The organism is Flexivirga alba, assembly GCF_042661025.1.
GTDB lineage: Bacteria > Actinomycetota > Actinomycetes > Actinomycetales > Dermatophilaceae > Flexivirga > Flexivirga alba.
The window spans coordinates 2,927,553-2,938,217 of sequence record NZ_JBHSWH010000001.1 but is presented as its reverse complement, the minus strand read 5'-3'; the positions used below and the strand labels follow the sequence as shown (position 1 = coordinate 2,938,217).

The 10,665-nt window shown below is 66.8% G+C and carries 11 protein-coding genes; 5 read left to right on the top strand and 6 right to left on the bottom strand.

Annotated features, from left to right (window positions below):
- Nucleotide 1 precedes the first annotated feature (1 nt).
- Nucleotides 2-823, top strand: coding sequence for a xanthine dehydrogenase accessory protein XdhC (xdhC, locus tag ACFQDH_RS14405; RefSeq protein WP_382403076.1), 822 nt, complete (start codon nucleotides 2-4; stop codon nucleotides 821-823).
- Nucleotides 820-2,112, top strand: a complete 1,293-nt coding sequence (locus ACFQDH_RS14400; RefSeq protein WP_382403075.1) for a guanine deaminase — start codon at nucleotides 820-822, stop codon at nucleotides 2,110-2,112. Before xdhC ends, ACFQDH_RS14400 begins: the two co-directional genes overlap by 4 nt.
- A gap of 2 nt (nucleotides 2,113-2,114) precedes the next feature.
- Here the strand turns inward: ACFQDH_RS14400 and ACFQDH_RS14395 are convergent, their stop codons facing one another.
- The 3 genes from ACFQDH_RS14395 to ACFQDH_RS14385 are packed head-to-tail and all read right to left on the bottom strand — an operon-like array spanning nucleotide 2,115 to nucleotide 5,943.
- Entirely contained in the window at nucleotides 2,115-2,513 is a 399-nt protein-coding gene (locus ACFQDH_RS14395; RefSeq protein WP_382403074.1) for an MmcQ/YjbR family DNA-binding protein, read from the bottom strand.
- A 33-nt stretch (nucleotides 2,514-2,546) separates the two neighbouring features.
- A complete protein-coding gene (locus ACFQDH_RS14390; protein WP_382403073.1) occupies nucleotides 2,547-3,827 on the bottom strand; it encodes a hydroxyacid-oxoacid transhydrogenase in 1,281 nt (426 codons plus the stop codon).
- The gene (locus ACFQDH_RS14385; RefSeq protein ID WP_382403072.1) at nucleotides 3,820-5,943 is read right to left on the bottom strand and encodes a DNA gyrase/topoisomerase IV subunit B; all 2,124 of its coding nucleotides are present in this window, start codon (nucleotides 5,941-5,943) and stop codon (nucleotides 3,820-3,822) included. The genes ACFQDH_RS14390 and ACFQDH_RS14385 overlap by 8 nt, the downstream gene beginning before the upstream one ends.
- Nucleotides 5,944-6,202: 259 nt before the next feature.
- On the opposite strand from ACFQDH_RS14385, the gene ACFQDH_RS14380 reads away from it, so the two are divergent.
- From ACFQDH_RS14380 to ACFQDH_RS14370, 3 genes are all read left to right on the top strand, one after another.
- Nucleotides 6,203-7,435, top strand: coding sequence for an MFS transporter (locus ACFQDH_RS14380; protein WP_382403071.1), 1,233 nt, complete (start codon nucleotides 6,203-6,205; stop codon nucleotides 7,433-7,435).
- 200 nt (nucleotides 7,436-7,635) lie between these two features.
- Complete coding sequence (locus ACFQDH_RS14375; protein ID WP_382403070.1) at nucleotides 7,636-7,860, top strand: DUF7455 domain-containing protein; 225 nt, start codon at nucleotides 7,636-7,638, stop codon at nucleotides 7,858-7,860.
- 77 nt (nucleotides 7,861-7,937) lie between these two features.
- Nucleotides 7,938-8,417 carry a DUF456 domain-containing protein gene (locus ACFQDH_RS14370; RefSeq protein ID WP_382403069.1) on the top strand — a complete coding sequence of 160 codons (480 nt, stop codon included), beginning with the start codon at nucleotides 7,938-7,940 and terminating at the stop codon, nucleotides 8,415-8,417.
- A 17-nt stretch (nucleotides 8,418-8,434) separates the two neighbouring features.
- Here ACFQDH_RS14370 and ACFQDH_RS14365 read toward each other — a convergent pair whose 3' ends face one another.
- From ACFQDH_RS14365 to ACFQDH_RS14355, 3 genes are all read right to left on the bottom strand, one after another.
- Nucleotides 8,435-8,830 (bottom strand): DUF3040 domain-containing protein, encoded by a 396-nt coding sequence (locus ACFQDH_RS14365; RefSeq protein ID WP_382403068.1) that lies wholly within the window; start codon nucleotides 8,828-8,830, stop codon nucleotides 8,435-8,437.
- A 262-nt stretch (nucleotides 8,831-9,092) separates the two neighbouring features.
- Complete coding sequence (locus ACFQDH_RS14360; protein WP_382403067.1) at nucleotides 9,093-9,536, bottom strand: SAV_6107 family HEPN domain-containing protein; 444 nt, start codon at nucleotides 9,534-9,536, stop codon at nucleotides 9,093-9,095.
- A gap of 194 nt (nucleotides 9,537-9,730) precedes the next feature.
- Nucleotides 9,731-10,636: a methylenetetrahydrofolate reductase gene (locus ACFQDH_RS14355; RefSeq protein ID WP_382403066.1), complete on the bottom strand. Its 906-nt coding sequence runs from the start codon at nucleotides 10,634-10,636 to the stop codon at nucleotides 9,731-9,733.
- Between the last annotated feature and the right edge of the window lie 29 nt (nucleotides 10,637-10,665).

Below are 10,665 nucleotides of genomic sequence, written 5' to 3'. Positions count from 1 at the left end.
CGTGAACTGGTATGACGCAATCGGTCTGCTCCGAACGCAACGACGAGCCGCCGTCCTGGTGACCCTCGTCGACGTGCGGGGGCATGCCCCGCGGGCGGCCGGCGCGAAGATGATCGTCACCGCTGACGAGGTCTTCGACACGATCGGCGGCGGCAACCTCGAGGAGACCGCCGTTTCGAAGGCCCGCGCACTGCTCGCGGCGGAGGACGACCGGGAGCCGCAGGAGATGACGGTCGCACTCAGCGACAAGGCGCCGGCGACGCACGGTGTGCAGTGCTGTGGCGGGGAGGTGCGGGTCCTGTTGGAACCATTGCCGATTCGACCGTCGATCGCGATCTTCGGGGTCGGCCATGTCGGCCTCGAGCTTGCTCGCATCCTCAGCCGCCATGAGGTCGAGCTGCACCTCGTCGACTCCCGTCCAGCGCACCTGTCCCCCGAGCGGCTCGCCGTGCTGAACGACGCGATCGCGTCCGTCATACCGCATCCCGCACCGGTGCCCGAGGTCGTTCTGGGTGAAGTGCCGGCCGGTAGCCACGTGCTGGTGATGACCCATGACCATGCCGAAGACATCGCGATCTGCGACTCCGCGCTCCGCTGCGGGCACCTGGCCAGCATCGGTCTGATCGGGTCGTCGGCGAAGTGGGCCCGCTTCCGTCGCCGGCTGCTCGAGGAGGGCCACGACGAAGCCGCGCTGGCGCGGATCACGACACCGATCGGCCTGCCGGATCTGCCGGGCAAGGCACCGGCGACCATCGCACTCAGTGTGGCTGCCGACCTGGTGCGTCGTTTCGCCGACCTGTCGACCCCGGCGGTGACCCGATGACCATCTATCGAGCCACCGTGCTGGACACCCCGCTCGATCCGTTCACCGGTGGTGTGTTGCGGGCCGAGTCCGATATCGCCCTGGCCGTGAGCGACGGCACGATCACGGCGCGCGGGCCATTCGCCACAGTGCGTGCGGAAGCGCCCGACGACGACGTGATCGACCTGCGCGACGGCATCCTGCTGCCCGGTTTCGTCGACACCCACGTGCACTACCCGCAGATTCGCGCGATCGGCGGACTGGGCAAGCCACTGCTCGACTGGCTGGAGCACTCCGCCCTTCCCGAGGAGGCCAAGCTGCACGACGAGACGTATGCCGCACAGGTCGCCGACGAGTTCGTGCACGGCATGACCCAGGCCGGCACGACCTCGGCGCTGGTCTTCGGATCACACTTCGCGACCGCGGTCGACGCGCTCTTCCGCAGCGCGGAGCGCAGCGGAATGCGGGTGACGTCCGGCCTCGTGGTGTCGGACCGACTGTTGCGGGCGGACCTGCTGACCACGCCGGAACGGGCGTATGACGAGTCGGTCTCTCTCGCCGCCCGCTGGCAGGGCCACGAGCGCCTTCGGTATGCCGTGACGCCACGCTTCTCCTACTCGTGCAGCGCTGACCTGCTCGAAGCGTGTGGCGCGGCATACAAGGACATCGACAACGCCTGGTGCACCTCGCACGTCAACGAGAATGTCACCGAAGTCGCAGAAGTGGCAAGGCTTTTCGACGGCTCGAGCTACGTCGGCACCTACCAGGACCACGGCCTGCTCGATGCGCACACAGTGCTCGCCCACAACGTGCACCCCACCGATGCCGAGCTGGACATACTGTCCGCCAGCCGCGCGGCGGTGGCGCACTGCCCCACCAGCAACGCCTCGCTCGGCAGCGGCATGTTCCCGCTCGCGGGGCATCTGAAGCACGGCGTGCGGGTCGCGATGGGCACTGATGTGGGTGGCGGCACCGGCTTCTCGTTGCTGAAGGAAGGCCTGCAGGCCTACTTCATCCAGAGCCTGCTCAGGGCGCAGGGAGTCTCGCTCACCCCGGCGCACCTGCTGCACCTGATCACCGCCGCCGGTGCCGACGCACTCGGGTTGCGGGACCAGGCCGGTGACCTCAGCGTCGGCAAGCAGTTCGACGCGGTCTTCGTTGCGCCCGAAAGGAATTCGCCGCTCGGCGTGGGCATCCGCCACGCTGCCGACCCAGAGGACGCACTGGCAAAGATCTTCGCCATGGGCACCCCGGCCGACCTCGCACGGGTCTGGATCAACGGCGACCTCGTCAAGCAGGACGTCGTCTGACGTCACCGCTCGATCGGGTGCTCCTCGAGGTATGCCGCGGCGAGCTTCTTGGGTGCCCGGTCCAGCCATGCCTCGGTGACGACTTCGGTCAGCTCGTCGACGTCGATCTCGTCCAGCCGCACGAGCACCGCGGGGTAGCCGTCGAAGTGCGGGATGGTGAAGTAGATGCTCGGATCGTCAGCAATGAAAGCCTGTTTCACGCCTTCGTCCGGCACGCGAACACCGAGGATCTCACCGTCCGGCGCGGCATCGCCGAGATCGGCACGGTCCTTCTTGCCCAGCGGTCGCTCCCAGACGAAGCCCTTGCCCTTGACCCGCCACATGAGGTGGCCCCACGACACCTTCGTGTCCACCTCGGGCAGGTCAGCCACGATCCGACGGACGTCGTCCCAGGTCGCCATACTCGACGACTTTACGCGTATACCGCGGTCACGTCACCAGTTCTGGATCGACCTGGTCAGGATGCCCGCGATGTCATCCTCGGTCGGGGTCTTCGGGCAGGTGCTGAGTAGGCGTTGTTGCTTCATCACACCCGGCACCAGGTCAGGCACGTCGGACTCCGAGAAGCCAACAGCACCAATGCCATTGGGTATGCCGATGTCGCGCATCAGGCCGGTCAGAACGGCGGGCAGTTGCTCACGCGGGTTCGACTGCTCCGGCACCTCCGGACCCAGCAACGAAGCCACCCGGAGGTGTCGCTCCGGCGCCGCGTCGAACGAGAACCGGAACGCCTCCGGCGCAGTGAGCGACACGGCCATGCCGTGCGGCACCATCGGCTCGTCACCGGGATATCCCTTCGGTCGAAACTCCTTGACCTGACCGGCGATCGGATAAGCGTTCGCGTGCGGGATGTGCACCCCGGCGTTGCCGAAGCCCATGCCGGCGAAGGTCGCCGCCTGCATCATGTCCACTCGCGCCTGCTGGTCCTCCGCACCGTGCGAAACCGCTCGCCGGAACGCTCCGGCGAGCAGGATCAGTGCCCGCTCACACCACAGATCGGACACCGGGTTGGACCCACAGTAAGTGACCCGCTCCTCCGGCTGCTTCCTGCTATATGACGAAAACGGTTTCGCCGTAAAGGATTCGGCCGCATGGCAGACGATGTCCATGCCCGCAGCGGCGGTCACCTCCGGTGGAAGGGACATGGTCAGCGCCGGATCGACCACTGCCATCGTAGGTCGCAGCCGCCAGTGGCTGATGCCGGTCTTCACCCGCATCGACAGCACGTCCAGCACGCACATGGCGGTGCTCTCCGAGCCTGTCCCCGCGGTGGTCGGCACCGCGATCAGCGGCTTCAACTCCCCCGGCGGCACCTGCGCTCGACCGATCGGCGCGTTGAGGTAGTCGGCGAGCTCACCCGGGAAGGTTGTCAGTAGGTTCACCGCCTTGGCGGTGTCGATCGATGAGCCTCCACCGACTGCGACGAAGCCGTCCCACGGGCCTTGCGCGGCGGCATACTCGATCGCCTTGTTCATCGAGTCGTCGGTCGGCTCGACGTGGACTCCATCGAACAACTCGGCGGTGATGTCGTAGCGGCGCAACGCGTCCACAATGCGGTGCGCGACACCGCTCGCGGCGACGCCGGGATCGGTGATCACCAGAACTCGCGAAACGCCGTATTGCTTGAGGTCGTACCCGATTTCGTCACTCGCGCCGATGCCGAACTTCAGCGGCGGCGCACCCCAGGTGAAGATGGTCTCCGGCGAGTTAGGCATCGATGCGCTCTCGATCGAGCTCACGTGCCGAGTCGACGATGAAGTCCTTGCGTGGTGCGACGTCGCTGCCCATCAGCAACTCGAAGACCCGCTCGGAGTTCTCGGCGTCCTTCAGGGTCACCCGCCGCAGCGTGCGATGGCGCGGGTCCATGGTCGTCTCGGCGAGCTGCGAGGCATCCATCTCACCCAGGCCCTTGTAGCGCTGCGGCTGCTTGACCGTGCGGCCCTTCTTCTGGAACTGGCCGATCACCTGGCGCATCTGCTGCTCGGAGTAGGTGTAGATGACCTCGCCCTTTGCCCGCCCGTGCGCAGCGGTCTCGATCCGGTGCAACGGCGGCACGGCAGCGAAGACCCGCCCGGCTTCGACCAGCGGTCGCATGTAGCGGAAGAAGAGCGTCAGCAGCAACGTCCGGATGTGCGCGCCGTCGACGTCGGCGTCCGTCATCAGGATGATCTTGCCGTAGCGCGCCATCTCCAGGTCGAAGGTGCGACCTGAGCCGGCGCCGACCACCTGGATGATGGCAGCGCACTCGGCGTTCTTGAGCATGTCGCCCACGGAGGCCTTCTGGACGTTGAGGATCTTGCCGCGGATGGGCAGCAGGGCTTGGAATTCGGAGTTCCGAGCCGCCATACCGGTGCCGAGCGCGCTATCACCCTCGACGATGAACAGCTCGCTGCGTTCGGTGTCGTTCGACCGGCAGTCCTTCAACTTTCCCGGCAAGGACGAGGACTCCAGTGCGCTCTTACGGCGCAGCGTCTCCTTCTGGACGCGCGCGTGGATGCGCGCCTTCATCTCCGAGACGATCTTCTCCTGCAGCAGGGTCGACTGCGTCTTCAGGTCACGCTTGCTCGCCGTCAGCAACGAGGTCAGCTCGCGCTCGACGATCTTGCTGACGATCTGGCGGACCGCCGAGGTCCCGAGAACCTCTTTGGTCTGCCCCTCGAACTGCGGCTCCGACAGCCGGACAGTGATCACGGCGGTCATCCCCGCCATGATGTCGTCCTTCTCGACCTTGTCGTTGCCGACCTTCAACCGCCGGGCGTTGGTCTCCAGCAGTTTGCGGAAGACCTTCAGCAGCGCCTGCTCGAAGCCGGAGACGTGCGTGCCGCCCTTGGGGGTGTCGATCACATTGACGAAGGACCTCATCCGCTGGTCGTAACCGGTGCCCCAGCGCAGCGCGATGTCGACGCCGCAGTTGCGCTCAACCTCGGTCGGCGCCATATGACCCTGCGCGTCGAGCACCGGCACGGTCTCGGTGAACGTCGACTCGCCCTGCAAACGCCAGATGTCCGTCACTGCGGGGTCGGGCGCGAGGAACTCGGTGAACTCCGCGATGCCGCCCTCATGCAGGAACTTCTCCTCGACGGGACCGTCCGCTCCGGGTGTGCCCTCGAGGCCACGCTCGTCGCGCACGACGATCTCCAGCCCCGGCACCAGGAACGATGTCTGGCGGGCTCGACCGATCAGCCGGTCGAAATCGAACGTCGCGTCTCGCAGGAAGATCTGTGGGTCGGCCCAGTAGCGGATGCGACTGCCGGTCACGCCTCGCTTGACCTTGCCGACGACGCGCAACTCACTGCCTGCGGTGAACGGCGAGAATGGCGAGTCAGGGCTCGGACCCGTCTTCGGGTCGTCGAAGATGCCGGGCTCGCCGCGCCGGAAGCTCATCGCGTAGGTCTTACCGTCGCGGTCGACCTCGACGTCGAGCCTGGCGGAGACCGCGTTGACCACGGATGCGCCGACACCGTGCAGGCCACCGGAAGCGGCATAGGAGCCGCCGCCGAATTTGCCGCCGGCGTGCAATTTGGTGAACACGACCTCGACGCCCGACAGTCCGGTGCGCGGCTCGATGTCGACCGGGATGCCCGCGCCACGGTCGGCGACGGAAACCGAGCCGTCGGCGTACAGCGTGACCAGCACGTGCTCGCCGCGATCGGACAGCGCCTCGTCGACCGCGTTGTCGATGATCTCCCAGACGCAGTGCATGAGGCCCCGGCCGTCCGTGGAGCCGATGTACATGCCGGGTCGCTTGCGGACGGCCTCCAGGCCCTCGAGCACCTGAAGATGCCGAGCGGTGTATTCGCTCTTGGACGTGGTGGACGGGCTTGCGGTCACGAGTAGCGCTCTCCTGGCTGGTCTGCCGCCCGATCTCCCGAACGGCCTTGCTCGCTCGCAGGTTAACGCCCGGCCCTGACGATGCCGCGCAGGCACACGGCAGTCGACGCAGATGCCGGCGCGACAGGGCTGCTCCTATTCAGTTGACAGCACCGCCGGCCATCGAGTTAGGTATCTTGATGTCAAGATAGTTTCAACCGGGGGCACAGTGCGCAAACTGCTCGATCGAGTCCTGTCCGATGACCCGCTCATCCGGGCCATGTCCTATCAATCGGTGCTGTCCGCCTTCGGCGAAGGCGCATTTCTGACCGGCTCGGCGGTCTTCTTCACCCAGATCGTCGGCCTCAGCGCCAGCCAGGTCGGGCTCGGACTCACCATCGCGGGCATCGCGACCTTCCTGGCCGCGGTGCCGCTGGGCAAGCTGGCCGACACGGTCGGCACCCGCCGCACCTGGATCCTGGGCGCACTGGCTCAGGCGCTGCTCTTCGCCGCTTGGCTGCTGATCGGCAACTTCGCCGGGTATGTCGCAGTGACCATCGTCCTGGAACTGGCCCAGGCGTGGATGCGGGCCGGCCGCAACGCCTACCGCTTCGACGTCTTCCCACGCGACGCGAGGGTCCGCTCGCTGGCCTATATGCGCGCCTCCCGCAATGTCGGCTACACGCTGGGTGCACTGGCCAGTGGCCTGGCACTGGCCGCCGACAACGACACGCTCGTGCGAGTGGTGCCGCTGCTGACCGCGGCCGTGCTGCTGGTCAACACGGTCCTGGTCACGCGGCTTCCACCGGTCACGCCGTCATCCGCTGCCCGCAGCGGCGCCGAGCCCGCCATCCAGGAGGTGGTGAAAGGACCCGGCAAGCGCAGTGCCCTGCACAATCGAGGCTTCCTGCTGGCGAGTGTCTTCGACGGCGTCCTCGGCACGCACGGCGTCCTGCTCAACACAGTGATCCCGCTGTGGCTCGTCGAACGCACCGACGCACCGCGGGTCCTGCTCGCCTGGTTGTTCGGCACCAACACGCTGATGGCGGTGTTCCTGCAGGTGTCTGCTGCGCGTGGGGTGGACGACACCACCAGCTCGCTGCGTGCGGAACGGCGCGGTGCCGCTTGCTTCGTGCTCTCCTGCATCGTCGTGGCCGTCACGCACGACACGGTCGGTTGGCTGACGATCGCGCTGGTCTGGCTGGGACACGTGACCGTCACCGGCACCGAGCTCTTCCAATCGGCCGGCCAATGGGGCCTGCAGGCGGAGCTGTCCGATCCGGCCCGTCGCGGCGAGTACCAAGGGGTGGCGCAACTCGGCTACACGCTCGGCACCGTGTGGGCACCGGCCGCCTACACCTTCTGGGCGATGAACTGGGGCCCGTGCGGCTGGCTGGTCATCGCCGTGATTGTGGTGGTGGCCGCGGTCGCCATACACCCGGCGGCGCGCAGTGCGGAGCGCTATCTGGCCGAGCACGTCGAAGGCGCCGAGCCCGCTCAGGCCCCGGCCTGAGGCATGAACGACAGCGCCGGCCCGGAACTCAGAACGCCCGCCGATCGTCGAAATGGTCAAGATCGCCCAAAGGTCACAAAAGTGTGAAGCACGACACACGCCGGGGATATGTTTCGACGGGAATCCCTTCGCGTGATTGACTGTTGACTACTTCGACGACGGAAACCCCCGGGCGACCGGGAGGAACCCGCAACGAGAGGATGATTACCGTGACTACAGCAGTTGCCCCCACCACCCTGACCGCATCCGATCGCTGCGACCGCTGCGGCGCCCAGGCCTTCATCCGGGCTCGCCTCAGCTCCGACCAGGATCTGCTCTTCTGCGCGCACCACGGCCGTGAGCACCTGGACAAGCTGCGCGAGATCGCTGACGAAGTGATTGACGAGACCGATCGCCTGCACAGCGAGTCCACGATCGAAGTGTGATCCCGACCTACTACCACCCGAAGACGGCGCACCGAATGGTGCGCCGTCTTCGTCTGCCCGGGCGCTAGGTTCATGTCGTGGACGCTGTGACCGTCGTGGCCGGGGCGATGATCACCCTCGGGATCCTGGGGCTGATCGTCCCCGTGCTGCCCGGACTTCTCTTGTGCCTCGCAGGCGTCCTGTTGTGGGCGTGGAACGTCAATACCGGCACGTCGTGGACGGTCTTCGGCTGCTGCGTCGTGGTCGCCGCGGTCGGCTGGGTGGTGCAGTTCCTGGTGCCGAACCGACGCCTCAAGGCGGCCGGAGTGCCCGGCTTCGCCAAGCTGGCGGGACTCATCGGCGCGGTCGTCGGTTTCTTCGTCATCCCGTATGTCGGGATGTTCATCGGGTTTCCGGTCGGCGTCTTCCTGGCCGAGGAAGTTCGCCTACGAGACTCTCAGCGCGCCTGGGCAGCCACCAAAGCCGCGGTCCGTGCGATCTTGACCAGCATCGGCATCGAACTCGCGGCCGCGGTACTGGTGTCGTGGATCTGGGTGGCCGGAGTCCTGCTCACCTGACCGATTCCGGTGCGGGCCTACCAGCCCTGGCCGCGCCGCCGGTCCCAGCGCTCTTCAAGACGCTGCATGAAGCTGCCATTGGTCCGGGTCTGCCGCCTGGGATGCGCGGCAGTGACCGATCCATCGTCCTGCACGGTTCCGAGCTCGCGCTGGTGACCCGGTTTGAAGGCGTAGGCGCCGGCCGCGACCATCACCGCGAATCCGACCACGCCGAGCCATATTTGGGCCATCGTCATACCGACGATGACCAGTGCAAGTCCCACCACGACGCCACAGACGCCGATCGCAATACGTCGCCGAAGGCGACTGCGGCCCGGATGGGCGACCATGTGAGACGCAAACTTGGGGTCCTCCACCTTGAGCGCCTGCTCCATTTGGTCAAGCAGGCGCTGCTCGTGCTCTGAAAGTGGCACGTTGACCTCCCAATGTCCTTCGGTCGTCACCACGCGACTACCGATACCGCCGGCTGATCCCCGACTGATCTCTCCTCCAGGATAGTTCGTCGCGCTACCTAGTGGTAGGTGCCTACCGTCCCAGTGACCGAAACCGGTCGATCGAAACGGTTGGCCCACGGCCCCGGACGGACAGATCAGCACTGCGGACCCGTTGTCTTCGCGCCAGCCTAAACAAGTCGGGCGCGCCACGGTGCGGGAGTTGCCAACTATTACCGGACCGTCACCCACCACCGGTCGGAGCGACGCACGCGGTGAACGAGTCACCCATCGGCAACCCGAGATGCACCAGCACCAACTCGAGGAAAGTCTCCACCTGGCGCACCAGGTCGTCAGCTTCACGCGTCGAGACCGCGACTGCGCCGCGGTCCAGCTGACTGCGCCGGCGCGCCGTGCCCTCGAAGAACTGCGCCCACTCGGCCAGCTCCGGTGCGACCGACGGCAGCACGGTCCAGACGTTCCGCGGGCCGGACCCCGGCGAACGGCGCGCATCCGCGGCCAACACGGCGGCCGCGGCGCGCAGTGCGGCCAGGTGTGCGAGCTGGTAGCGCTCATCCGCCGTCTCGGCGTGGCAGGCCTGCAGCAGGCCGATCCGGGTGCGGTCGACCAGGTCCAGCACAGTGCCGGCTACCGGGGTCGGGAACTTGGACTGAACTGGTGAGCGCATGCGGCCTCCTCGCGACGAAACATCGAACCTTTGTTCGATGTGAACGAGGTTAACCCCAGCCACCGACAATGAAGTTCTGGACAGGCACAGGAAGCTTGAGATGCGTTGGCGTTGCAGGGAGCTTGCGACTCGCAACGCCAACGCAGAACAAGCCTCAAGGCACCCGTTCGAGCGACGTCGGCCGGCAACTGGCCTCAGACGAGGCTGCTCTGCCGCAGGTTGGCGAAGACCTCCAGGGTCGCGGTCGACTTGTTCATCGTCATGAAGTGCAGCCCCGGAGCGCCTTCGCGGAGCAACCGCGCCGAGTGCTCGGTACAGATGGCGATGCCGGTCCGTCGGACGGCCTCAAGGTCGTCGCCGGCAGCCTCGATCCGGGAGACCACGTCGGTGGCGAGCGGCTGCCCGTTGAGCTCGGTCAAGCGCTGCAGTTGCCCGACCGCAGTCACCGGCAACAAGCCCGGGATGACCGGCATGACGCAGCCGCGCGCATCGACCAGGTCGCGCAGTCGCAAGTAGGCGTCGACGTCAGTGATCATCTGGGTGATCGCGAATGCCGCGCCCGCGTCAGCCTTGCGGGCCAGTGCGTCCGCTTCGTCGTCCAGGGACGCCGACTCCGGATGCTTGTCGGGAAACGCCGCGACGCCGACGGTGAAGTCTCCGAGCGAGCGGACGAGGGACACCAGCTTGTCGGCATGATCCAGCCCCTCCGGATGCGCGATCCAGGGGGCAGCAGGTCCTCCCGGAGGGTCACCACGCAGCGCGAGGATGTTGCCGATTCCGACGGAGGCGTACTCCCCCACCACGCGGCGCAACTCAGCGACCGACGACCCCACGCAGGTGAGGTGCGCCATCGTGCGCAGCGTCGTCTCCTGCTCGATCCGCCCGGTGATCCGCACGGTCCGGTCACGGGTGGAGCCGCCGGCGCCATACGTCACTGACACGAACGTCGGGTGCAGCTGTTCCAAGCGCCGCACGGAGTTCCAGAGCACCGCTTCGGCCCGCTCGCTGCGGGGCGGCATGAACTCGAAACTGAAGCTCGGGCCGTCCTCCGCCAGCAGCTCGGGAATCGGGCGCCCGGACTTGTCGGTCCGCATCGTCATGCCGCCCAGCCTACGGACCGACTCGGCGA

Coding starts and splice junctions, on each gene's coding strand:
- ACFQDH_RS14400 (WP_382403075.1), top strand. CDS start 820: ATGACCATCTATCGAGCCACCGTGCTGGACACCCCGCTCGATCCGTTC.
- ACFQDH_RS14395 (WP_382403074.1), bottom strand. CDS start 2,513: ATGGCGACCTGGGACGACGTCCGTCGGATCGTGGCTGACCTGCCCGAG.
- ACFQDH_RS14390 (WP_382403073.1), bottom strand. CDS start 3,827: ATGCCTAACTCGCCGGAGACCATCTTCACCTGGGGTGCGCCGCCGCTG.
- ACFQDH_RS14380 (WP_382403071.1), top strand. CDS start 6,203: ATGTCCTATCAATCGGTGCTGTCCGCCTTCGGCGAAGGCGCATTTCTG.
- ACFQDH_RS14375 (WP_382403070.1), top strand. CDS start 7,636: ATGATTACCGTGACTACAGCAGTTGCCCCCACCACCCTGACCGCATCC.
- ACFQDH_RS14360 (WP_382403067.1), bottom strand. CDS start 9,536: ATGCGCTCACCAGTTCAGTCCAAGTTCCCGACCCCGGTAGCCGGCACT.
- ACFQDH_RS14355 (WP_382403066.1), bottom strand. CDS start 10,636: ATGACGATGCGGACCGACAAGTCCGGGCGCCCGATTCCCGAGCTGCTG.